20 protein-coding genes and 1 pseudogene are annotated in these 22,037 nt (G+C 71.1%); 14 read left to right on the forward strand and 7 right to left on the reverse strand.

Going from position 1 to position 22,037, the window contains the following annotated elements:
- Positions 1 to 208 precede the first annotated feature (208 nt).
- Positions 209 to 985, reverse strand: coding sequence for a dimethylargininase (gene ddaH, locus ACZ6KY_RS09640; protein WP_469309744.1), 777 nt, complete (start codon positions 983 to 985; stop codon positions 209 to 211).
- Between the two features lie 128 nt (positions 986 to 1,113).
- Complete coding sequence (locus ACZ6KY_RS09645; RefSeq protein WP_469309745.1) at positions 1,114 to 2,748, reverse strand: ABC-F family ATP-binding cassette domain-containing protein; 1,635 nt, start codon at positions 2,746 to 2,748, stop codon at positions 1,114 to 1,116.
- Between the two features lie 318 nt (positions 2,749 to 3,066).
- On the opposite strand from ACZ6KY_RS09645, the gene ACZ6KY_RS09650 reads away from it, so the two are divergent.
- Positions 3,067 to 3,747 carry a GOLPH3/VPS74 family protein gene (locus ACZ6KY_RS09650; protein ID WP_469309746.1) on the forward strand — a complete coding sequence of 227 codons (681 nt, stop codon included), beginning with the start codon at positions 3,067 to 3,069 and terminating at the stop codon, positions 3,745 to 3,747.
- A gap of 412 nt (positions 3,748 to 4,159) precedes the next feature.
- A complete protein-coding gene (locus tag ACZ6KY_RS09655; protein ID WP_469309747.1) occupies positions 4,160 to 5,014 on the forward strand; it encodes an isocitrate lyase/PEP mutase family protein in 855 nt (284 codons plus the stop codon).
- A 61-nt stretch (positions 5,015 to 5,075) separates the two neighbouring features.
- Here the strand turns inward: ACZ6KY_RS09655 and ssgD are convergent, their stop codons facing one another.
- Positions 5,076 to 5,492, reverse strand: a complete 417-nt coding sequence (gene ssgD / locus ACZ6KY_RS09660) for a spore wall synthesis regulator SsgD (RefSeq protein ID WP_469309748.1) — start codon at positions 5,490 to 5,492, stop codon at positions 5,076 to 5,078.
- 270 nt (positions 5,493 to 5,762) lie between these two features.
- Here ssgD and ACZ6KY_RS09665 point away from each other — a divergent pair, with 270 nt between their 5' ends.
- Entirely contained in the window at positions 5,763 to 6,866 is a 1,104-nt protein-coding gene (locus ACZ6KY_RS09665) for a WD40/YVTN/BNR-like repeat-containing protein (protein WP_469309749.1), read from the forward strand.
- 134 nt (positions 6,867 to 7,000) lie between these two features.
- On the opposite strand, the gene ACZ6KY_RS09670 is transcribed toward ACZ6KY_RS09665, so the two are convergent.
- Positions 7,001 to 7,297, reverse strand: a complete 297-nt coding sequence (locus ACZ6KY_RS09670) for a YciI family protein (RefSeq protein ID WP_469309750.1) — start codon at positions 7,295 to 7,297, stop codon at positions 7,001 to 7,003.
- A gap of 149 nt (positions 7,298 to 7,446) precedes the next feature.
- On the opposite strand from ACZ6KY_RS09670, the gene ACZ6KY_RS09675 reads away from it, so the two are divergent.
- From ACZ6KY_RS09675 to mmpA, 4 genes are all read left to right on the forward strand, one after another.
- Entirely contained in the window at positions 7,447 to 8,076 is a 630-nt protein-coding gene (locus ACZ6KY_RS09675) for a DUF3887 domain-containing protein (protein WP_469309751.1), read from the forward strand.
- 115 nt (positions 8,077 to 8,191) lie between these two features.
- Positions 8,192 to 8,530, forward strand: a complete 339-nt coding sequence (locus ACZ6KY_RS09680) for a PH domain-containing protein (protein ID WP_469309752.1) — start codon at positions 8,192 to 8,194, stop codon at positions 8,528 to 8,530.
- Positions 8,531 to 8,645: 115 nt separating this feature from the next.
- Positions 8,646 to 9,335 (forward strand): endonuclease V, encoded by a 690-nt coding sequence (locus tag ACZ6KY_RS09685; RefSeq protein ID WP_469309753.1) that lies wholly within the window; start codon positions 8,646 to 8,648, stop codon positions 9,333 to 9,335.
- A gap of 123 nt (positions 9,336 to 9,458) precedes the next feature.
- Positions 9,459 to 9,626, forward strand: a complete 168-nt coding sequence (gene mmpA, locus ACZ6KY_RS09690) for a morphogenic membrane protein MmpA (protein ID WP_469309754.1) — start codon at positions 9,459 to 9,461, stop codon at positions 9,624 to 9,626.
- Between the two features lie 52 nt (positions 9,627 to 9,678).
- On the opposite strand, the gene ACZ6KY_RS09695 is transcribed toward mmpA, so the two are convergent.
- Positions 9,679 to 10,851 (reverse strand): saccharopine dehydrogenase family protein, encoded by a 1,173-nt coding sequence (locus ACZ6KY_RS09695; protein WP_469309755.1) that lies wholly within the window; start codon positions 10,849 to 10,851, stop codon positions 9,679 to 9,681.
- 144 nt (positions 10,852 to 10,995) lie between these two features.
- Here ACZ6KY_RS09695 and ACZ6KY_RS09700 point away from each other — a divergent pair, with 144 nt between their 5' ends.
- The 7 genes and pseudogenes from ACZ6KY_RS09700 (at position 10,996) to ACZ6KY_RS09730 (ending at position 18,319) form a co-directional block, all read left to right on the forward strand.
- Complete coding sequence (locus ACZ6KY_RS09700) at positions 10,996 to 11,376, forward strand: MmcQ/YjbR family DNA-binding protein (RefSeq protein WP_469309756.1); 381 nt, start codon at positions 10,996 to 10,998, stop codon at positions 11,374 to 11,376.
- Between the two features lie 177 nt (positions 11,377 to 11,553).
- Positions 11,554 to 12,690, forward strand: coding sequence for a CaiB/BaiF CoA transferase family protein (locus ACZ6KY_RS09705; RefSeq protein WP_469309757.1), 1,137 nt, complete (start codon positions 11,554 to 11,556; stop codon positions 12,688 to 12,690).
- A 120-nt stretch (positions 12,691 to 12,810) separates the two neighbouring features.
- On the forward strand, positions 12,811 to 13,953 hold the full coding sequence (locus ACZ6KY_RS09710; RefSeq protein ID WP_469309758.1) for an acyl-CoA dehydrogenase family protein: 1,143 nt from the start codon (positions 12,811 to 12,813) through the stop codon (positions 13,951 to 13,953).
- A gap of 21 nt (positions 13,954 to 13,974) precedes the next feature.
- Positions 13,975 to 15,189: an acetyl-CoA C-acetyltransferase gene (locus tag ACZ6KY_RS09715; protein ID WP_469309759.1), complete on the forward strand. Its 1,215-nt coding sequence runs from the start codon at positions 13,975 to 13,977 to the stop codon at positions 15,187 to 15,189.
- 38 nt (positions 15,190 to 15,227) lie between these two features.
- Positions 15,228 to 17,420: a 3-hydroxyacyl-CoA dehydrogenase NAD-binding domain-containing protein gene (locus tag ACZ6KY_RS09720; RefSeq protein WP_469309760.1), complete on the forward strand. Its 2,193-nt coding sequence runs from the start codon at positions 15,228 to 15,230 to the stop codon at positions 17,418 to 17,420.
- A 187-nt stretch (positions 17,421 to 17,607) separates the two neighbouring features.
- Positions 17,608 to 17,880, forward strand: a pseudogene (locus ACZ6KY_RS09725) (thiamine pyrophosphate-binding protein); the annotation flags it as partial.
- Between the two features lie 163 nt (positions 17,881 to 18,043).
- Positions 18,044 to 18,319: a hypothetical protein gene (locus ACZ6KY_RS09730; RefSeq protein ID WP_469309761.1), complete on the forward strand. Its 276-nt coding sequence runs from the start codon at positions 18,044 to 18,046 to the stop codon at positions 18,317 to 18,319.
- A gap of 423 nt (positions 18,320 to 18,742) precedes the next feature.
- Here ACZ6KY_RS09730 and ACZ6KY_RS09735 read toward each other — a convergent pair whose 3' ends face one another.
- Both ACZ6KY_RS09735 and ACZ6KY_RS09740 read right to left on the reverse strand, forming a co-directional pair.
- Positions 18,743 to 19,447, reverse strand: a complete 705-nt coding sequence (locus ACZ6KY_RS09735) for a MerR family transcriptional regulator (RefSeq protein ID WP_469309762.1) — start codon at positions 19,445 to 19,447, stop codon at positions 18,743 to 18,745.
- Between the two features lie 191 nt (positions 19,448 to 19,638).
- The gene (locus tag ACZ6KY_RS09740) at positions 19,639 to 21,531 is read right to left on the reverse strand and encodes an N-acetylmuramoyl-L-alanine amidase (RefSeq protein ID WP_469309763.1); all 1,893 of its coding nucleotides are present in this window, start codon (positions 21,529 to 21,531) and stop codon (positions 19,639 to 19,641) included.
- Positions 21,532 to 22,037 lie beyond the last annotated feature (506 nt).

Consider the following 22,037-nt stretch of genomic DNA (forward strand, 5'->3'; position numbering starts at 1 on the left):
GCTCCAGGGAGGGACGGGACAACGAGCGGTAAAGCTAACCTACGGCATCGTAGGCTACGTATCCGTAGGTTACGACACCGTAGGTTAAGAACCCTGTAAGGGCCGCTGATCAGCGGCGTTCCACGGGAGAGCCGACGCTTCCGGGCGCCTGCCGGAGGCGTCTGGGACGTCGAGGTCCCTGAGCCGGACGGATGGAGCGATCGCTCGTTCAGACGTACAACTCCCGAAGTCTCACCGAGAGACATGTCACACAGCCTTCGAGCTTCTCGAACTCGCTGATGTCCACCGGAACCGGTTCGTGGCCGAGGTCCGCGAGCAGTTCCGCGGTCTTCGGGGCGCTCGCCGACATCAGCAGCTTGCCGCCGCCGAGGAGTACCACGTGCGCCCCGGACTCCTCCGGTACGGCCAGGAAGCGCGGGAAGAGCGAGGGCGTGTCCACGAGCGGCTCGTGCCCGATCACCGTCCCGTCGGGCAGCGCGGTGACCGCCGACTTCAGGTGCAGCACCTTGCTGACGGGAACGGCGACGACCCGCGCCCCGAGCGGTTCGAAGACCGCCCGCAGCTGTTGGACGCCGGCCGCGTTCGTCCGGCCGCCACGGCCCACGTAGATGGTGTCGCCCACCTTCAGGATGTCGCCCCCGTCGAGGGTGCCGGGATCCCAGATCCAGTTCACCGAGCAGCCGAGCCGGGCCACGGCCTCCTCGACCCCCGGAGTCTCGGCGCGGCGGGACTCGGCGCCCGGGCGGGCGATCAGGGCGACATTGCGGAAGACGACGACGGCGTCCTCGACGAACACCGAGTCCGGGCAGTCCTCGGCCGGGTCGACCTCCACGGTCTCCCAGCCGTGGGTGCGCAGCGCCTCGGCGTACGCCTCCCACTGCTCGACCGCGAGGTCGACGTCCACCGTCGTGCGCTCCACATGCGTGACCAGCCCCTCGGCGAGGCGGGGGCTGGGCCGTCGTACGAGCGCTTTCTGACTGGGCACGGGTGGGTCTCCGAATCGGCAGGGGGTGTCGGCGCAACATCATGCAGCGCGGTTCGCGCGCGCAAAAGCCCCCGGCCTGACGCCGGGCACCACCCACCCCCGACGCTAGGCCGCCCCCGCGTTCCGCACTATGAGGAATACCCGACAGTTTCCGGGGCGATTTCTTTGAGTTCTCCTCCTTCCAGCAGCAGCCGTCGCGTGATGCCGATCGACTCCAGGAACGGCATGTCGTGGCTGGCGACGATCAGTGCCCCTTCGTACGACTCCAGGGCCGTGGTGAGCTGACGGACGCTCGCCATGTCGAGGTTGTTCGTCGGCTCGTCGAGCATCAGGAGCTGAGGCGCGGGGTCGGCCAGCATCAGGGCCGCGAGCGCCGCGCGGAAGCGTTCGCCGCCGGACAGCGTCGCCGCCCGCTGGTCGGCCTTCGCGCCCTTGAACAGGAAGCGGGCGAGGCGTGCCCGGATCCGGTTGTTGGTGGCGGCGGGCGCGTACCGGGCCACGTTCTCGGCGACGGTGAGCGCGTCGTCGAGAACGTCGAGCCGTTGCGGGAGGAAGCGCAGGGGAACGTGGGCGCGGGCCTCACCGGACACGGCGTCCAACTCCCCGGCGATCGTGCGGAGGAGCGTGGTCTTGCCCGCTCCGTTGCGCCCGACCAGCGCGATCCGTTCGGGTCCGCGCAGATCGAACACGCCGTCCACCCGCGCTCCGTACCTCAGTTCCAGCCGGTCGAGTGTGAGGACCGTGCGCCCCGGCGGTACGGCCGTGTACGGCAGGTCGATCCGGATCTCGTCGTCGTCCCGTACGGCCTCCACCGCCTCGTCGAGACGCTCCTTCGCCTCGCTGAGCTTCTCCTCGTGCATGATCCGGTGCTTGCCCGCGGACTCCTGGGCGGCCCGCTTGCGCGCACCCATGACGATCTTGGGCTCGCGTTTCTGCTCGAACATCTTCTGCCCGTACCGCTTGCGCCGGGCCAACTTGACCTGAGCGTCGACCAGTTCGCGTTTCTGCTTCTTCAGATCGGACTCGGCGACGCGCACCATGCGCTCCGCCGCCTCCTGTTCGCCGGCGAGCGCCTCCTCGTACGCGGAGAAGTTCCCGCCGTACCAGGTGACCTCGCCGGACCGCAGATCGGCGATCTGGTCGACCAGGTCCAGCAGTTCGCGGTCGTGGCTGACCACGACCATGACTCCGGACCAGGCCTCGACGGCCGCGTACAGCCGCTGTCGCGCGTACAGGTCGAGGTTGTTGGTGGGTTCGTCGAGGAGGAGGACATCGGGCCGGCGCAGCAGGAGCGCGGCCAGCCGCAGGAGCACCGACTCGCCGCCGGACACCTCGCCGATCGTGCGGTCCAACTCGATGTGCCCCAGGCCGAGTTCGCCGAGGGTCGCGCGGGCCCGCTCCTCGACGTCCCAGTCGTCGCCGACGACATCGAAGTGCTCCGCCGCCGCGTCGCCCGCCTCGATCGCGTGCAGGGCGGCGCGGACGGCGGAGATACCGAGTGCCTCGTCGACCCGCAGCGCGGTGTCGAGCGTGACGTTCTGCGGCAGATGGCCGACCTCGCCCGCCACCCGGACGGTGCCGTCGGCAGGGGTGAGTTCGTGGGCGATCAGCTTCAACAGGGTTGATTTCCCTGACCCGTTGGCGCCGACGAGCCCGGTGATGCCGGGTCCGAAGGCGATCTGGAGGTCGTCGAACACCTCGGTGCCGTCCGGCCAGGCGAAGGACAGGGAGGTGCAGGTGATGGAGGTGGGGGACGCTGACATGAGTGCCTCGCGGTTGCTGGATGCGGTCGGGGGTACGCGTACGGGACACCGCGAGGCGACGACGATCCACATCGGAGGAGAGCGAGAAGAAGGCCCCGCACCCAAGGACGGCTCGAACACCGAGGTCGCACGCTGCGCACACGCGGGCCGGACAGATCACGGATCCGGCTGTGTGTGACGCGGTGTCTCAGACCTCAGACGAGCAACGTCCTTCTCCATTCGACGGCAACAGAACCGCTATGCACCGTAGGGGCGGCCCCGTGGGCTGTCAAAGGATTAACGCGCCCCCGACGAACCAAGACGAACCAAGGAGACCTTGTGCCGAACGGTCCGCTCTCGTTGCCCGCCCGGCTCTACCTCCTGGCCTGGGACACCAAGAAACGGAAGATCACCGGGTCCACCCACCTCCACCACCTGGTGCGCGCCGGAGCCCTCACCGAGCTGGCCCAGCGCGGGCTGCTCGTCGACGACGACGGCATCGTCACTCCCGTGGACGCCGACTCCCGGACGGGGGACCTCGTCCTCGACGGGCTCCTGGAACTCGTGGCGGAGTCCCGGCCCCGCAGGTGGAAGCCTTGGGTCACGTCGTGGGCGAGGGTCACCCTGGACGCCGTACGCGCCCAGCTCGCCGCCGAGGGATATCTGAGGGCGGAGAAGAAGCGGGTCTTCGGGATCTTCCCCTCCGTGGAGTACGAGCTGGACCGGGTGCCCGCCGTGGAGGCCCTGCGCGCGGAGGCGCGACAGGTGCTGGAGGGACCGGTGCCCGTCGCCGACGTCTGTGACCGCGACGCGGCCCTCGTGGCCCTCGCCACCGCGGCGGAGCTGCGCACCCTCGCGTCGTCCAAGGACCGCAAGCTCCACAAGGCCCGCATCGAAGAACTCACCGAACGCGGCGGCGCGGCGGCTCCGGCCCTGCGGAAGGTCATCCAGGAGGTCCGTACGGCGGTGATCGTGGCCGCCACGACGGCATCGGCCACGGCCGCGACGACGGCGACCTGAACGGACACGGGCCGAGACACGCCCCCGGGAACGCGCGTTTCCGGGGGCGGAGGTCTTCGGGCAGGCGGGCTGCCGGGGGCCCTGGGTCTCGGGATGTGCCGGTCGGCGGTCGGCCTTCGGATGTGAGGCCTCCCGGCAGTGGTCGCATTCGGGAGGGTGGGTTCCATGTCGGGCGTGGGTCTTCGGGTGTGTGGCCGCCGGTCGGTGGACAGCCCCCGGGAACGCGGCCCCGGACGGTCGCGCGTCCCCGGGGGAGCGGGTTCCAGGACGGGGTCGGTGAGTCTGCGGGTGTGCGGGCTCCCGAACGGCCGCGCGCGTCCGGGAACGTCTGTTCCCGGACGGTCGTGCGCCGCGTACGTACATGTCGGTTTTCTGCCAGCCCCGCCGCGCCGCCCGTGTTTGGGTTTTCCTCATGACCGACACCGAGCAGCTTCGCGAGACCGCCCTCGCCTTCCGTGCCCTGCATGTGCCCGGCCGACCCCTCGTCCTGCCGAACGCCTGGGACGCGGCGAGTGCCCGGATCGTCGAAGAGGCCGGTGCGGCGGCGGTGGCGACGACCAGCGCCGGGCTGGCCTGGGCCATGGGCACGGCGGACGGGGACCGGCTGGACAGGGAGGGCGCGCTCGCGGCCGTCGCGCGGATCGCCGCCCTGGTCGGGGTGCCGGTCAGCGCGGACATCGAGAGCGGATACGCGCCCGACGCCCAGGGCGTGGGGGACACCGTCCGCGCGGTGCTCGCGGCGGGCGCCGTGGGCGTGAACATCGAGGACGCCCTCTACGCGGAGGGCGCCGGGCCGCTGCGCGCGGTGGACGAGCAGGCGGAGCGCGTCGCGGCCGCCCGTGCGGCCGCCGACGCGGCGGACGTGCCGCTGTTCGTCAATGCCCGCATCGACACGTTTCTGCGCGGCGCCGGCGGGGTGGACGAGACCCTGGAGAGGGCTGCCGCCTTCCTCGCCGCGGGAGCCGACGGCGTCTTCGTCCCCGGAACCGTCGATCCGGTGATCGTGAAAGCGCTCGTCGAGGGTATCGAGGGCCCCTTGAACATCCTGGTGGGCCCGGGAGCGCCGTCCGTCGGCGAGCTGGCCGCTCTCGGAGTGGCCCGGATCAGCGCGGGTTCGAGCATCGCGGTGGCCGCGCACTCCCTGGTCCGGCGTGCCGCGCGGGAGCTGCTGGGCACGGGGACCTACGAGACCCTGGGGACCTGCGGGACCCTGACCGGCGGGCTCGACTACGCGGGACTCAACGCCCTGATGGGCCGCGTCGGCTGAAGGTGCTGAAGGCGTGGAAGGTGTGGAACGTACCCGCGGTGTGGAACGTACCCGCGCCGCTTCAGCAGGTGCCCCGCAGGAGCTCCGCCAGATCGTGGTCCAGGTCCACCTGGAGGTGCTCCAGGCCGACCGGCACCAACTCGGTGGTCTGTCGCAGGAAGTTCCGCACCTCGCCCGAGCGGATGTGCACCACGGCGGTGCCCTCGGGGGCGTGGAACTCCAGCACGGTGCGGTCGTATCCGTACGGCCGCACCCGCACGTCGCCGTACCCCACGGAGTCGTCGAGGCCCGACACGAGCAGCTCGCGGGCGAAGGTCCAGCAGACCTCCACGCCTTCGAGCGTGGCGGGGGCGGGGAAGGTCATGCGGACGGCGAACGGGTCGGTCCGGTCGTAGTGGAGCGTGGCCGGAATGCTCGGCATCCGCGGCGCGGCGGCGACGAGGCGGGCCTCTACGGGCTGCTCGATGACGGTGGACAACGCCTTGCTCCCTTGTGACGGCTGAACTGACTCCGGGCGGATGAAGCCGGTCAATTGAAGAGACGGAAGAATGACCCGGCGCGTGCACCTCTGAGCCGAGTGACCTCTGTCACCGATGTCATGCACCGGGGAGATCCACTTTCCCCGACCGTGGTGATCTCTTTCCGTTCCGCACTCATCCGACACCGAGGAGGACACCCGGGCGGCCCCCGAGGTTCCCGCGGGAGGCCATATAGACGCCATCGGGGGAGTGGACTAGCTTCGCCCGCCATGAGGGGCTTGGGGAAGACGAGACGTACGAGCCGGACGATCGGCGTGGGACTGGGGGCGGCCGCGCTCGCCGCGGCACTCGCGGTGGCGGCACCCGCGCAGGCGCGCGATGCGGCGCACGACGAGGCGCGGACCCCGCACTGGGCGCTCAAGGACAGCGGTACGGACGTCCGCTTCCGCGGGCTGTCGGCCGTCAGCCGGGACACCGCGTGGGTGGCCGGCTCGAAGGGCACCGTGCTGCGCACCACCGACGGCGGCGAGCTCTGGCGGAACGTGTCGCCGCCCGGGGCCGCTGACCTGGAGTTCCGCGACATCGAGGCGTTCGACGCGCGCCGTGCGGTGGTCCTGGCCATCGGCGAGGGCGAGGCGTCCCGCGTCTACCGGACCGAGGACGGCGGCGCCACCTGGACCGAGTCCTTCCGCAACACCGACCCCAAGGCCTTCTACGACTGCCTCACCTTCCTCGACCGGCGGCACGGCCTGGCGATGAGCGACCCGGTGGACGGAAAGTTCCGCATCCTGTCGACCAGCGACGCCGGCCGCTCCTGGAAGGTGCTGCCCAGCGACGGGATGCCCGCCGCCCAGGACGGCGAGGCGGGCTTCGCCGCGAGCGGCCAGTGCCTGGCCGGTTCGGGGCCCCGCGATGTGTGGCTGGCCACGGGAGGGGGCGCACGCGCGCGTGTGCTGCACTCCGCGGACCGCGGGCTGACCTGGGCCGCGGCCGACACGCCGATACCCGCAGGGGATCCGGCGCGCGGTGTCTTCGCCCTCGCCTTCCGCGACCGCGTCCACGGCCTCGCGGTGGGCGGCGACTACCGTGCCGACCAGGCCTCACCGCAGGCCGCGGCGGTCACCCCCGACGGCGGCCGCACCTGGACGACCGCGGACCGGCCCCCGCCCGCCTACCGCTCCGGCGTCACCTGGCTTCCGCGCGGCCGCGCCGCCGCCCTCGCTGTCGGCCCCACCGGCACCGACCTGACGACCGACGGCGGCCGCACCTGGCGCACCCTCGACACCGGCTCGTACGACACGGTGGACTGCGCTCCGGACCTGGGCTGCTGGGCCTCCGGCGAGAAGGGACGGGTCGCGCGGCTGGAGGGCTGAGGCGTGCCGTATCGCGGCCTTCGGCGTTCAGATGCCCGGTCGGTGTCACCCACAGCGGCGCTTTCCCGGAGGGTGACGGTGTTCGGCGCAGGGGAGACGCGGATCGGGTCTTCGGCCGCGGGTCGGTGTGACGCTCAGCCGAGCGGTTCGCGGTACCGGTCGAGGCCGGGTGCCGTCTTCGTCGCGACGAACTCGGTGACGCGATACGCGCACACGCCCGCCGTGACGAACGGGTCCCCCGCGGCGATCTCCTCGATCCGCGCCCGGTCGTCCGCGACGGCCAGGATCACGCCTCCGTCGCGAGGGTTCTTGCGCCCAGAGGCGATGAAGGATCCGGCCGCGTACTGCTCGTCGAGCCAGCCGACATGGGCCTCCAGGACGGCGTCGACGGCTTCGAGCGGTGCGGTGTAGGTGAGCTCCAGTACGAACATGATCGCGAGCGTACCGCTGGCCCGTCGGCCGGATGCCGTGCCCTTCGGTGAGGGTCCGGCATCCCCGTCCGAGGCGCGGCCCGAGCTCCAACGGCGAGACTGTAAAGGAATCCTTGACATGCCTGGCACTGTAAAGGCAACCTTTACAGGTGACCGATTCCTCGCCGTCCCTCACGGCCGTGTGTGCCCTGCTCGCCGAGCAGGCGTCGGCCCTGGCGGCCTCCATGGGCAGCCCGTTGGCCCCGCCGGCCTACCTCGACCTGGTCAGTCGCGCCCAGAACATCGATGCGCTCGGGGAGCAGGTGCTCAAGCTGTGCGTCCAGCAGTCCCGCGACGCCGGTCACACCTGGCAGGAGATCGGGGACCTGCTCGGAGTCACCCGTCAGGCCGCCTTCCAGCGGTTCGGCAAACCCATCGACCCTCGCACCGGAGAACCCATGGACAAGACAGTGCGCATGACCGACGCCGCGGAACGCGCCCTCGCGATCGTCACGGCCGTCCTCGAGGACCGCATGGACGACGCCCGTCCGTCGTTCAACGCGCAGGTGCTGGAGGCGTTCACCGGCAAGGTCAGGGCCGACGGCCTGGCCACGGTCGCCGGACTCGTCGGCGCGTTCGAGGGATTCGCGCAGGGCGAGCCGTTCGTCCGGCGCGTCGGCGACCACACCGTCGTCGACATCCCCCTGAACTACGAGGCCGGTGACATGAAGGCCCGGGTCGCGTTCGACGCCGAGGAGAAGGTCGCCGGAATCTTCATCCTCCCGCCCGAAGTCCCGTGAAGCATCCGTCCACATCCGTCCATACCCGTTCACATCCGTCCGCGACCAGGGCGCGGATCCACTGACGCACGGACAGAAGCGGGCATCGGCCCGCGGCGACCACCAGGAGATGCAGTTGAGCCACGAGAGCGCGACTCCCTATGACGACGGCGCGATCCGCTGCGACGAGCAGGGCCTCACCATCCGCCGCTACTTCCCCTGGGGGGCGAAGCGGATCCCCTACACCTCGATCAGGGGGGTCACCACGCTTTCCCTGACCGGCGCGAACTCGGTGCGGAAATGGCGCATCTGGGGGTCGGGTGACCTGGTCCACTGGTGGAACCTCGATCCGCGGCGCCCCCGGAAGGACATGGCGCTCGTGATAGACGTGGGACGCCATGTGCGTCCCACGATCACTCCGGACGACCCGGATGCCGTCCAGCGCATCCTCGCCCAGCACGTCGCCGGTGGGTGATCGGGACAGCTGAGCTGCCCGGCCGGCTCGGGCCCCGCTGGAGCCGGCCCCTGCCGACTGTGTCGCCGGCCCCGTCACCAGGGATGTCCGTCACTCGCTTAGGCTCGTTCCCATCATGACGATGGTGAGGATCCCCGCGGGCTGGCCCGCCACCGAGGAGCAAGCCCGCGCCGTACAGGACGAGTTGCGCGAGCGGGTGGTGCTCGACGAGTCCGGTCCGCCGCCCGGCACCGGCCGGGTGACGGGCGTCGACGTCGCCTACGACGACGAGCGGGACGTCGTGGTCGCGGCGGCCGTCGTCCTCGACGCGGCGACGCTCGACGTCGTGGCGGAGGCCACCGCCGTCGGCCGGGTCTCCTTCCCGTACGTTCCCGGCCTGCTCGCCTTCCGCGAGATCCCGACCGTCCTGGCCGCACTGGACGCCCTGCCCTGCCCGCCCGGCCTGGTCGTCTGCGACGGGTACGGGCTCGCCCACCCGCGCCGGTTCGGCCTCGCCAGTCACCTCGGCGTCCTCACCGGGCTCCCCACGATCGGGGTCGCCAAGAACCCGTTCACCTTCTCCTACGAGGAGCCGGGCGTCCGGCGCGGCAGCACCGCACCGCTGCTCGCGGGCGCCGACGAGGTGGGCCGCGCACTGCGCACCCGGCACGGGATCAAGCCCGTGTTCGTGTCCGTCGGCCACCGCGTGGACCTCGACAACGCCTGCGCGCACACCCTGGCGCTCACCCCGAAGTACCGTCTGCCGGAATCCACCCGGCGCGCGGACGCCCTGTGCAGACGGGCCCTCCAGGAGACAACTGCCTGACGTCTGCGGACTGTTGGCCCGCCCGACGTCCCTCGCCCGCGGGTCCGCCCGATGTCTTTCCCGCGTCGGCCGGGACGGTCTGAGTACGTGTTCTGAGTACTCGTACGGATGTATGAAGCCGCCATGATCGGCAAGCTGAACCGTATGACGACGCACCGTGCCCCGAAGTCCGCCGCCGACCCCGTCCCGCCCGCCCAGCGCGCGATGACGGCCGCACTGGTCCTCGCCGTGCCGGCCGGACTCGCGTGGATGGGCGGGATGATCTACACGGTGCTCGTCTGGGCGTCGTGAGGGTCACCCACCCCTCACGCCCGCGTCGTACCCACAGGAGCCCCCGCCGGAGCTAACGCACCGCCGCCACCCGGAAGGTGATCCCCGCCGCGCTGAGCCGTTCCAGCAGCGCGTCGCCCATCGCCACCGCCGGTGTGACCTGACCGGACGTCTTCGGCAGCTCGTCCAGGGCCAGGGACAGCGCGGACTCCGCGAGCATCTTCGCGGTCTCGTCGTAGCCGGGGTCGCCACCCGAGACCTCGGTGAACACACGCCGGCCGCCGCCCTCACCCACGAAGCGCACCGAGAACCAGCTCTTCGCACGGCGTGCGGCGCTCGGCCCCTCGCCCGGCCTGATCCGGCCGGACAACCAGCGGCGCGCGGGCGGCAGCTGGGCGGCTGCGAAGACCGCGCTCACCCCGGCGACTCCGCCGAGGGCGATGGGCAACCGCTCGACGGCCGCGTAGTGGCGGTAGCGGAAGTCCGGCCCGTACCGCGCCAGGGCCCGCGCCGAGCGCTGCACGACCTGGGCGTCGATCGTGGGCAGCGGGAGGGCCCACGCCCCGACCTCCGCGGCGAACCGCGGCGCCCCCAGCGGGGCCGTGACCCGCCGCCCCATCAGGCGCGGCTCGTGGTGCCTGCGCTCCCGCGCCGCGGCCAGCATGTGCCGGCCACGGGCGAACTGGTTGAGCGCGGAGGCGAAGGTGCCGCCCGAGAACATCGCCTGGGAGCGCACGAATCCGTCCACCCGCAGTGGCACGTCCTCCGGGAGCTGCCGCACGGTGAAGTAGGCGCCCAGGTCGTGCGGGATCGAGTCGAAGCCGCAGGCGTGCACGAGCCGCGCGCCCGTCTCCCGCGCGCGTGCGTCGTGCCGGACGTACATCAGGTCCACGAACTCGGGCTCGCCGGTCAGGTCCAGGTAGTCGGTCCCGGCATCCGCGCAGGCGGCCACCAGGTCCTCCCCGTAGGTGATGTACGGGCCCACCGTCGTGGCGAGCACGCGCGCGTGGCGGGCGAGTTCGCGGACCGAGTCCGGGTCCGTCACGTCCGCCCGCAGCACACCGGGTGCGCCGCCGAGCCGCTCCCGCAGCCGCTCCAGCTTCTCGGTACTGCGCCCGGCGATCGCCCAGCGCAGTCCTTCGGGCGCATGGGCGGCCAGGTACTCCGCGGTGAGTTCCCCGACGAACCCCGTGGCTCCGAAGAGCACGATGTCGTACGCGCGGTCCGACTCGATCAGCCTGCTCATGACACCCTCCGCACTGTGGGCTGCGCTCGATCGTGCGGTGCCCGCCCGCCACGTCGTGCGCGAAGCGCCGTTGTCGGTGGCTGAGGCTAGCGTGAGGTACGAACAGTCGGACGACGAGGTCGCACGAACAGGCCGGAGGCAGCCGTGGCCGTGGCGAAAAACGCGCTGAAAAAGTGGCAGAAGGTGCGTGGGTTCGCGCTCGGCCTGCCCGGCGCCACGGAGGAGTTCCCCTGGGGCGAGACCGTCGCGAAGGTCAACAAGAAGGTCTTCGTCTTCCTCGGCCTCGACGACGGCAGCTATCCCCTGGGCATCACGGTGAAGCTCAAGGACGAGGCGGCCCACGCCCACGCGCTCACCTCACCCGGCGCCGCGCCCGCCGGATACGGCCTGGGCAAGGCCGGCTGGGTGCGCATACCCCTGGAGGAGCAAGGGGCTCCCGCGGCGGAGCTGCTGTGCGACTGGGTCGAGGAGAGCTATCGCGTCATAGCGCCCAAGAAGCTGATCGCGGAGCTGGACCGGTCCTGATGCCGAACCGGGCAGGCGCTGATCCAGGAGAGTGGCGGTGCTGATCCCTGAGCGGGGCGGTGCTGATTCTCGTCCGGGAATTTAACTAAGCGCTTGCTCGCCAGGTCTTGCCCGGAGTGGAACACGTTCTTAACATCACTGATGTCACATCAGTGGTGTCACAGTGCTGGGGACTTGATGACAGTGGCAGGAACACCGGGACACGGCCCCCTCGCCGGGGTGCGCGTGGTCGAGCTGGCGGGCATCGGCCCCGGCCCGTTCGCCGCCATGCTGCTCGCCGACCTCGGAGCGGACGTCGTCCGGGTGGACCGGCCCGGTGGCCCCGGGATCGGGGTCGGCGCGGCCTACGACACCACCAACCGCAACAAGCGGTCCGTGATCATCGACCTCAAGTCCGAGGACGGCGCGGCCCGCGTCCTCGACCTGGCCGAACGGGCCGACATCCTGATCGAGGGCTACCGCCCCGGCGTCGCCGAGCGCCTCGGTGTCGGCCCCGAGGCCTGCCGTGCCCGCAACCCGGGGCTCGTCTACGGCCGGATGACCGGGTGGGGCCAGGAAGGCCCGCTCGCCCACCGCGCCGGACACGACATCGCCTACATCGCGCTCACCGGCACCCTCGGCATGATCGGCGATCCGGACGAGCCGCCGGCGGTCCCCGCGAACCTCCTCGGCGACTACGCGGGCGGCTCCCTCTATCTCGTCGTCGGCGTCCTCGCCGCGCTCCACCACGCGCGCGCGACCGGCGCCGGACAGGTCGTGGACGCGGCCATCGTCGACGGCACCGCGCACCTCTCCACGATGATCCACGGCATGATGGCCGCGGGCGGCTGGCAGGACCGGCGCCGCGCCAACCTCCTCGACGGCGGCTGCCCCTACTACGGGACCTACGAGACCGCCGACGGCCGGCACATGGCGGTGGGCCCCCTTGAGCAGCGGTTCTACGACGAGTTCGTCGAACTGCTCGGCATCCCCGAACTCGGCCCCGCCCGCAGGGACCCGGCCCGCTGGGAGGAACTGCGCGAGGGCGTCGCCGCCCGCTTCAGGGCCCGTACGAGAGACGAGTGGACCGCCGTCTTCGAGGGCTCGGACGCGTGCGTGGCGCCGGTCCTGTCGCTGCGCGAGGCGCCCGAGCACCCGCACCTCGCCGCCCGCGGCACCTTCGTGGACCACGGCGGCATCACCCAGCCGGCCCCCGCGCCGCGCTTCTCGGCCACCCCCACCTCGGTCCGCGGCGGTCCCGCCCGGCCGGGCGCCGACACCGCGGACGTGGCCCGCGACTGGGGTGTGCCCCGGCTGACGAAGGACGGCGGCTGATGGAGCTCACCCGACCGCCCGCCCCCGGCGAGGACCCGGCACCCGTACGCGCCCTCGCGAGCCCCGGGACCGCGCTCCACGAGGGTTCCCCCGCATGACCTCCAGGAAGGCGTTTCCCGCATGAAGCGGCAGATCTTCACCGCCGAGCACGACGCGTTCCGCGAGACCGTGCGCACCTTCCTCGCCAAGGAGGTGCTGCCCCACTACGAGCAGTGGGAGAAGGACGGCATCGTCTCGCGCGACGCCTGGCGGGCGGCCGGCAAGCAGGGCCTCCTCGGACTCGCCGTGCCCGAGGAGTACGGGGGCGGCGGCACCACCGACTTCCGCTACAGCGCCGTACTCGCCGAGGAGTTCACGCGCGCGGGAGCGGCGGGTCTCGCCCTCGGACTGCACAACGACATCATCGGGCCGTATCTGACGGGCCTCGCCACCGAGGAGCAGAAGCGGCGCTGGCTGCCCGGTTTCTGCGACGGCTCGCTCATCACGGCCATCGCGATGACCGAACCCGGCGCCGGATCCGACCTCCAGGGCATCGCCACGCACGCAGAGGACAGGGGCGACCACTTCCTGCTCAACGGCTCCAAGACCTTCATCTCCAACGGCATCCTGGCCGACCTGGTGATCGTCGTCGCGAAGACGACCCCCGAAGGAGGCGCGCACGGGCTGTCGTTGCTCGTCGTCGAGCGCGGCACGGAGGGCTTCGAGCGCGGCCGCAACCTCGACAAGATCGGCCAGAAGGCCCAGGACACGGCCGAGTTGTTCTTCAACGACGTACGCGTGCCCAAGGAGAACCTGCTCGGCGAGCCGAACGGCGCGTTCATCCACCTGATGACGAACCTGGCGCAGGAGCGCATGGGCATCGCCGTCGCCGGGATCGCCGCCGCCGAACACCTGCTGGAGATCACCACTGAGTACGTGAAGGAGCGCGAGGCCTTCGGACGGCCGCTCGCCCGACTCCAGCACATCCGCTTCGAGATAGCCGAGATGGCCACCGAGTGCGCCGTCACCCGCGCCTTCCTCGACCGCTGCGTCGTCGACCACTCGAACGGCGAACTCGACGCGGTGCACGCCTCCATGGCCAAGTGGTGGGCCACCGAACTACAGAAGCGGGTCGCCGACCGGTGCCTCCAACTGCACGGCGGCTACGGCTATATGACGGAGTACCGGGTCGCACGGGCCTTCACCGACGGACGCATCCAGACCATCTACGGCGGGACGACCGAGATCATGAAGGAGATCATCGGCCGTTCCCTGCTCGGCTAACCCTCCCCGAAAGGCTTACCAGTGAGCACCGAAGCGTACGTGTACGACGCGATCCGCACCCCGCGTGGTCGCGGCAAGCAGAACGGCGCCCTGCACGGAACCAAGCCCATCGACCTGGTCGTCGGGCTCATCCACGAGGTGCAGCGGCGCTTCCCGGGCCTCGACCCGGCCGCCATCGACGACATCGTCCTCGGTGTCGTGGGCCCGGTCGGCGACCAGGGCTCCGACATCGCCCGCATCTCCGCGATCGCCGCCGGACTGCCCGACACGGTGGCCGGTGTCCAGGAGAACCGCTTCTGCGCCTCGGGCCTGGAAGCCGTCAACCTGGCCGCGATGAAGATCCGTTCGGGCTGGGAGGACCTGGTGCTTGCGGGCGGCGTCGAGTCGATGTCGCGGGTGCCGATGGCCTCGGACGGTGGCGCGTGGTTCGCCGACCCGATGACCAACCTGGCGACCAACTTCGTGCCGCAGGGCATCGGCGCCGACCTCATCGCCACCATCGAGGGCTTCTCGCGCCGCGACGTCGACGAGTACGCGGCCCTCTCCCAGGAGCGTGCCGCCGCGGCCGTGAAGGACGGCCGCTTCGAGAAGTCCGTCGTCCCCGTCAGGGACCGCAGCGGTCTCACGATCCTCGACCACGACGAGTTCCTGCGCCCGGGCACGACCGCCGACTCGCTCGCCAGGCTGAAGCCGTCGTTCGCCGACATCGGCGAACTGGGCGGCTTCGACGCCGTGGCGCTGCAGAAGTACCACTGGGTCGAGCAGATCGACCACGTCCACCACGCGGGCAACTCCTCCGGCATCGTCGACGGCGCCTCGCTCGTCGCCATCGGCTCCCGCGAGGTCGGTGAGCGCTACGGCCTCACCCCGCGCGCGCGGATCGTCTCCGCGGCCGTCTCCGGCTCCGAGCCCACCATCATGCTCACCGGGCCCGCGCCCGCGACGCGCAAGGCGCTCGCCAAGGCCGGCCTGACCATCGACGACATCGACCTCGTCGAGATCAACGAGGCCTTCGCGGCCGTCGTCCTGCGCTTCGTGAAGGACATGGGCCTGTCACTGGACAAGGTCAACGTCAACGGCGGCGCCATCGCGCTCGGCCACCCCCTCGGCGCCACCGGCGCGATGATCCTCGGCACCCTCGTCGACGAGCTGGAGCGCCAGGACAAGCGGTACGGCCTCGCCACCCTGTGCGTGGGCGGCGGCATGGGCATCGCCACGATCGTCGAGCGCGTCTGACCTTCCCAACGGATCAAGGATCTACGGAGCATCCCCTGATGAGCACTGAGCCCACCACCATCCGCTGGGAACAGGACGAGACCGGCGTCGTCACCCTCGTCCTCGACGACCCCAACCAGTCCGCGAACACCATGAACCAGGCGTTCCGCGCCTCGCTCGCAGCGATCACCGACCGCCTGGAAGCCGAGAAGGACTCGATCCGGGGCGTCGTCTTCACCTCCGCCAAGAAGACCTTCTTCGCGGGCGGCGACCTGCGCGACCTCATCCGGGTCACCCCCGAGACCGCCCAGGACCTCTTCGACGGCGGCCTCGCCATCAAGCGCGACCTGCGCCGCATCGAGACCCTGGGCAAGCCGGTCGTCGCCGCGATCAACGGCGCGGCCCTGGGCGGCGGCTTCGAGCTCGCCCTCGCCTGCCACCACCGGGTCGCCCTCGACACCTCCGGCACCAAGATCGGCTGCCCCGAGGTCACCCTCGGCCTGCTCCCCGGAGGCGGCGGAGTCGTCCGTACCGTGCGCCTGCTGGGCATCGCCGACGCCCTGCTGAAGGTCCTCCTCCAGGGCACGCAGTACAACGCGACGCGCGCCCGGGACAACGGCCTCGTCCACGAGGTGGCCGCCACCCCCGAGGAACTGCTCGCCAAGGCCCGCGCCTTCATCGACGCCAACCCCGAGTCGCAGCAGCCCTGGGACAAGCCCGGCTACCGCATCCCCGGCGGCACCCCGTCGAACCCGAAGTTCGCGGCCAACCTGCCCGCCTTCCCGGCCAGCCTGCGCAAGCAGACCAACGGGGCGCCCTACCCGGCCCCGCGCAACATCCTCGCGGCCGCCGTCGAGGGCTCCCAGGTCGACTTCGAGACGGCCCAGGTCATCGAGGCCCGCTACTTCGTCGAGCTGGCCGCGGGCCAGACGTCGAAGAACATGATCCAGGCGTTCTTCTTCGACCTCCAGGCCGTCAACTCCGGCGCCAACCGCCCCCAGGGCATCGAGCCGCGCCCGGTCCGCAGGGTCGCCGTCCTCGGCGCCGGGATGATGGGCGCGGGCATCGCCTACTCGTGCGCCCGCGCGGGCATCGACGTCGTCCTCAAGGACGTCACGGCGGACGCGGCGGCCAAGGGCAAGGCGTACTCCGAGAAGCTCTGCGCCAAGGCCGTCTCCCGGGGACGTACGACCCAGGCGAAGGCCGACGAGCTGCTCGCCCGCATCACGGCCACCGCCGACCCGAACGACCTCGCGGGCTGCGACGCCGTCATCGAGGCCGTCTTCGAGGACACCTCGCTCAAGCACAAGGTGTTCCAGGAGATCCAGAGCATCGTCGAGCCCGACGCCCTGCTCTGCTCCAACACCTCGACGCTGCCCATCACCGCGCTCGCGGAGGGCGTGGAGCGGCAGGAGGACTTCATCGGGCTGCACTTCTTCTCGCCCGTCGACAAGATGCCGCTCGTCGAGATCATCAAGGGCGAGCGCACCGGTGACGGGACACTGGCCCGCGCCTTCGACCTCGTACGGCAGATCAAGAAGACCCCGATCGTCGTCAACGACTCGCGTGGCTTCTTCACCTCCCGGGTCATCGGGCACTTCATCAACGAGGGCGTCGCGATGGTCGGCGAGGGCATCGAGCCGGCCTCCGTCGAGCAGGCCGCCGCCCAGGCCGGCTACCCGGCCAAGGTGCTCTCCCTGATGGACGAGCTGACCCTCACCCTGCCGCGCAAGATCCGCAAGGAGTCCAAGCAGGCCGTCGAGGAGGCGGGCGGCACCTGGGAGACCCACCCCGCCGAGGCCGTCATCGACCGCATGGTGGACGAGTTCGGGCGCCCCGGACGCAGCGGCGGCGCGGGCTTCTACGAGTACGGCGAGGACGGCAAGCGCGGGAGGCTGTGGCCGGGACTGCGCGAGCACTTCACCAAGACGGGGCATGAGATCCCGTTCGAGGACATGAAGGAGCGCATGCTCTTCTCCGAGGCGCTGGACACCGTCCGGCTCCTGGAGGAAGGCGTCCTGACGTCGGTCGCCGACGCCAACATCGGCTCCGTCCTCGGGATCGGCTTCCCGGGCTGGACCGGCGGTGTCCTCCAGTACATCAACGGCTACGAGGGCGCGACCGGAACCGGACCGGCCGCGTTCGCGGCCCGCGCGCGGGAACTCGCCGAGCGCTACGGGGACCGTTTCCTCCCGCCGGCGCTGCTCGTCGAGAAGGCGGAGAAGGGTGAGCGGTTCACCGACGCGTCCTGACCCCGCAACGCGCCACAAGGGGCGGTTGTCCGAAGCGTGTTGCGGGATCGGAACGTGCCCTGCCGGCGCGGTCCGAACGGCAGCACCGGGGTGACGTGCCGCTGAGCGGTATGAGGGACTTGCTCCACGGGGGCGGGCACCGGACGCTGACCGGCGAACCGGTACCCGCCCACGCCGAGGAGCCCCCATGGGTCGCCGTCCCGCCCTCGCTCTGCCGGACATCCTGCGCGGCGAGGGCGTGGACCGCGTCTTCGGCAACCCCGGCACCACCGAACTGCCCTTCCTGGCCGCCCTCGCGGAGGCGGAGGACGCGCCGGAGTACGTCCTCGGCATCCACGAGGGCGCCGTCGTCTCCATGGCCGACGGCTACGCCCGCGTGACCCGGCGGCCCGCCTTCGTCAGCCTGCACCTCGCCGCCGGGCTCGCCAACGGACTCCTCGGTCCGCTCAACGCCCGGCGCTCCCGCACCCCGTTGGTGGTGATGGCGGGCCGGCAGGACCGCCGCCACCTCCAGCAGGACCCGATGCTGTCGGGCGACCTCGTCGGGCTGGCCCGCCCCGCCGTCAAAGCGGCCGTCGACGTCCAGCCCCGGCTTCCCGACCACGCACCCGTTGTACGCGGGCATGCTGTCCCCGCGCCACGAAGCCGTCCGCGAGGCGCTCGCGCCGTACGACACCGTCCTGATCGCCGGGGCGCACGCGTTCACCCCGCACCACTACAGCGCCGGCCCCGCGCTGCCGCCGGGCGTCACCGTCGTCCAGCTCGACTCCGACCCGGACGAGACGGGCCGCAACTTCGCCGCCGACCTCGGCCTCGTCGGCGCCCTCGCTCCCTCCCTCGACCGGCTGGCGGACCTCCTGCGCGACCGGGTGCCCGCGGGGAGTCGGAGGACGCGCTGAGCCTCGCCGAACTGGCCTGCGCACCGGGCTGCCCAAGCCGAGCGCACACCGGCTGATCGGCGAACCGGTCCGGCTGGGACTCCTCGAGCGCGCCTCCGAGGGCCGCTACCGCATCGGGCTCGCCCTCTTCGTCCTCGGCCGATCGGCGCCGTCCGCCCGGGAGTTGCGGGACGTCGCCCTGCCCTACCTCGGCGATCTGCGCGAGGAGACCCACGAAAACGTCCACCTCGCCGTTCCCGACGGGCCCGACACCCTCTTCCTGGAGAAGATCACCGGCGCCGTGCCACCAGCGGCCGTGCGACCTCGTCTCCACCCTCCTGCACGTGGTCGACGAGGGCAGCGGGTTCCTGACCGGCCAGACCCTCAACGTGGCAGGCGCATCGGCCTGCTTGTGAGCACCGACGCCACCGGGGCGGGGCGGGATCAGGACCCGGATTCCTTGAGCCACTCCCGCAGCTCGTCCTTCAACGAGCGCTGGAACGAGGTCAGCAGCGCCTGTACGACCAGCGGCTGCATGTGCGCCGACAGCGACTTCACCGCGGCCACGGACTCCCGTTCGCCCACGGCGTCGCGCAGCAGGACGGACAGTTCGTGGGCCGCCGCGCGCGAGTGCTCCAGCAGGACGGTCCGCGCTGCGAGGATCGTCTCGTCCGCGATCGGTACGTCCAGGAGCTCCACGCCGAGCTTCAGCAGCCCGGGGTCCAGCCGGACCGAGTCCCCTGTCCGCTCGATGACGCTCATCGCGGCGAGCCGCTCCAGGTCCGCGTCGCCGAGCGGCCGGCCGGCCCGCCGCTCCAGCTCCTCGCGGGTCATGTCCTCCATCGCGTCGGGTGCCCAGGAGGCCACCACGGCACGGTGGATGGCGAGGTCGCGCGCGCTCAGACCGGGCGGCAGGCGTGTCAGATGGCGCTCGATCGCGGCCAGCGTCATGCCCTGGTGCCGCAACTCCTCGATGAGCGCGAGCCGGGCCAGATGCTCCTGGCTGTAGTGGCCCACGCGCCGGGGGCCGATCACGGGTGGCGGCAGCAGGCCCCTGGCGCTGTAGAAACGGACCGTACGGACCGTGACGCCCGCCCGCGCGGCCAGCTCGTCGACCGTGAGCGTCGGCTCCTCGGTGTCCGTCGTCATGGCAGGTCCTCGCCTCTCGCGTCGTGCGGCGCGCCCATGGTGCACGGTGACGGCGCGGTGCAACAGTATTGCTGTCCCACCAGTGTTGTGAAAGCTTCCGTCCAGGAGCGGCGCGGGCTCGGACCGCTGGCGAACAGTGCCGTGCCCGGCACATCAGGAGATGTGCCGGGCACGGGTGCGTCGGGTTGGCTTTACACGCCCGTCGCTGTCACATCCGCCGAGTAGACCAGCGCGACGCGATGGTTGTACTGGATGGTGTACATCTGCTTGGCGCCGATGACGACCGCCCCGGACGTGAAGTAGTCGTCGGTGTTGGCCGGCGGCCGGGTGGCGACGTACAGCTGGCCAGCGGGAACCGTGTAGTAGCTGATCGGTGCCTGCGTGGAAGGAGACAGCCCCGCGGGGTATTCCGCCTGGTCGGGGTAACTGGAGCCGTAGACCGCCACCGGCGTGGTGCCCACGGCGGAGACCAGCGTCACGTCGTGCGCGGGCGTGGTGTTGACGCCGTCCGGGTTGTAGAACCAGACCTCAGTGCCGCTGTACCAGATGGCGGTCCAGTCTCCGTCGACGCCCGCCACCACGAACTGCTGTCCGGCCTGGGCGGTGGACCCCCAGTCGCTGATCCGGTCGGTGCCCGCTCCGCCCTGGTGAATGGCCTGATCGCCGAAGAGCGGGGCGGTGTCGCTGGGCGCGGTGCGCAGGAAGACGAAGTTGGAGGACTGCTGCTGACTGGTGCAGGCGGGAGTGGCGCCGGTGGGGTCGTCACCGGGGCAGATCTGCAGGGTCTGCTGGTTCTCGGTGAAGCCGGGGGTGATCGTCACCGCCGAGCCGACCGGCCCGACGCCGTGCTCTCCCGTCACCGGGGCGCCGAGCAGGCTCATCAGGTGCTCCCAGTCCCAGGAAGTACCCGGGTCCCAGTGCATGCCCGCGACGAGGCTGGACTTGGGGCCGGCGACATTGTCGTGGCCGATGATGTGCTCACGGTCCAGCGGTATGCCGAAGCGGTCCGAGAGGTACCGCACCAGGGACGCCGTCGCCTCGTACTGCGCCTCGGTGTACCAGGTGCCTCCGTGCGCGGCGTATCCCTCGTGCTCGATGCCGATGGAGTGCAGGTTCGTCGAGTAGTTGCCGGCGTGGAAGGCGATGTCCTTGGTCGGCACCATCTGCGTCACCGCGCCGTCCGAGGACCGCATCACGTAGTGCGCGTCACTGCCGCCCGCACTCTGGAACGTGTCGATGGCCGACTGGTACGACGACTCGGTGTCATGGATGACGATGGTGTCGATCCGGATGCCGTTGTCGGGCCGGTTGGAGACCTGGCCGTTGGACGCCGCCGCCGGCACGAACGTGCACGAGACCTCGGGCGGGCACTCGGTCGCCGCGGACGCGGCGGCGCCGGTCAGGGAGAGCCTGCTCAACTGCCCCGTGGCGACGCGGACCTTGCTGTCGGCGCCCATCGACACCCGCTGGCCGTCCTGGGTGGTGCGCGTGGCCCCGGTCCTGATGGTGGCGAAGACGCGGCCGGCGAACGCCGTGGCGCCGCGCTTCTGCGTCGATCCGCTGTAGCGGGCCACCGCGCCGTACCACTGGCCGGCGTCCGAGGGCCGGCCACCGGACACGGCCTGCTGGTAGGAGGCCAGAAGCGCGGCACCGCCCGCGATGTTGGCGGCGGGGTCGTCGCGCAGTTCGGCAGGGGTCAGGCCGGTGAGCCTCGCCGCGGCCTTCAGCGTGTGCAGGGCGGGGTCCTTCGCCATCTCGCCGAGATCCGCCCGCCCCACCGCCCCGGCCGGACCGGCGGCCAGCATCGCGGGAGTGACGTCGGTGAGGTGCATCGGGCCGTAGCCGCCGCTGGTGCTCATCCGGCCGGAGTGGGCGTCCCACGCCGACTCCTGGTACGCCACGGCGAGCAGCACCTCGACGGGGACGTGGTACTTGGCGGCGGCGGCCACGAAGGCGTGCTGCCGTGTGTTCGGTCCGGACGGTACGGGGGTCCCGGCCTGTGCGGCCGTCGGAACCAGGGCGGTCAAGGCTCCCGCGGTCAGCGCGCCCGCGGCGGTTAAACCGATCAGCCGATACCGTGACACGCGCTTCTGGGTAGCGGTGTCCGATGCCTTCTTCGTCTTCACGTGTTTTCTTACTCCAGGACAAAATTGGGGAAAATTCGGGAACCGCTACGGCGGGCGCCACCCGAAGAAATTTACTAATGCAATAATGCGCTTCGTGTCGAGGCGTCAAAAGTTGCTGAGAAGATACGCTGGAACCATATGTTCGGCGAGCTTCCATGTGCAAGGCGTCCTTTTCGGCAGTGCACCGTAGCCGCGGACAGAACACGATGACACGGACGAGCCGGGACGCATTAGGGCAGTGTGTGTTCGGGTTCCTTGCGGAGACCGGTTTCACGTGTGCGGGCCGACAGGGCCGACAGGTTACGCGCGGGATGAGAGCTTCGCGCTCCCCATGCTTTCCCGATCGGTGGGTCACCCGAACGGAAGCGGGAACAGGCGAAAGGATTGCCTGCGGCGGCGTCCCCGCCGGTCCCGTGTCGGTGCAATGCAATCCCTGTGACCGTGATCACTTCCGCCGTGACGTC

The organism is Streptomyces sp. NPDC042002, from assembly GCF_055588305.1.

Bases quoted from the DNA above. Each gene is read 5' to 3' on its own strand.
- ACZ6KY_RS09645 (WP_469309745.1), bottom strand. From the start codon at position 2,748: ATGTCAGCGTCCCCCACCTCCATCACCTGCACCTCCCTGTCCTTCGCC.
- ACZ6KY_RS09655 (WP_469309747.1), top strand. From the start codon at position 4,160: ATGACCGACACCGAGCAGCTTCGCGAGACCGCCCTCGCCTTCCGTGCC.
- ACZ6KY_RS09665 (WP_469309749.1), top strand. From the start codon at position 5,763: ATGAGGGGCTTGGGGAAGACGAGACGTACGAGCCGGACGATCGGCGTG.
- ACZ6KY_RS09670 (WP_469309750.1), bottom strand. From the start codon at position 7,297: ATGTTCGTACTGGAGCTCACCTACACCGCACCGCTCGAAGCCGTCGAC.
- ACZ6KY_RS09685 (WP_469309753.1), top strand. From the start codon at position 8,646: ATGACGATGGTGAGGATCCCCGCGGGCTGGCCCGCCACCGAGGAGCAA.
- mmpA (WP_469309754.1), top strand. From the start codon at position 9,459: ATGATCGGCAAGCTGAACCGTATGACGACGCACCGTGCCCCGAAGTCC.
- ACZ6KY_RS09695 (WP_469309755.1), bottom strand. From the start codon at position 10,851: ATGAGCAGGCTGATCGAGTCGGACCGCGCGTACGACATCGTGCTCTTC.
- ACZ6KY_RS09705 (WP_469309757.1), top strand. From the start codon at position 11,554: ATGACAGTGGCAGGAACACCGGGACACGGCCCCCTCGCCGGGGTGCGC.
- ACZ6KY_RS09710 (WP_469309758.1), top strand. From the start codon at position 12,811: ATGAAGCGGCAGATCTTCACCGCCGAGCACGACGCGTTCCGCGAGACC.
- ACZ6KY_RS09720 (WP_469309760.1), top strand. From the start codon at position 15,228: ATGAGCACTGAGCCCACCACCATCCGCTGGGAACAGGACGAGACCGGC.
- ACZ6KY_RS09730 (WP_469309761.1), top strand. From the start codon at position 18,044: ATGCTGTCCCCGCGCCACGAAGCCGTCCGCGAGGCGCTCGCGCCGTAC.
- ACZ6KY_RS09735 (WP_469309762.1), bottom strand. From the start codon at position 19,447: ATGACGACGGACACCGAGGAGCCGACGCTCACGGTCGACGAGCTGGCC.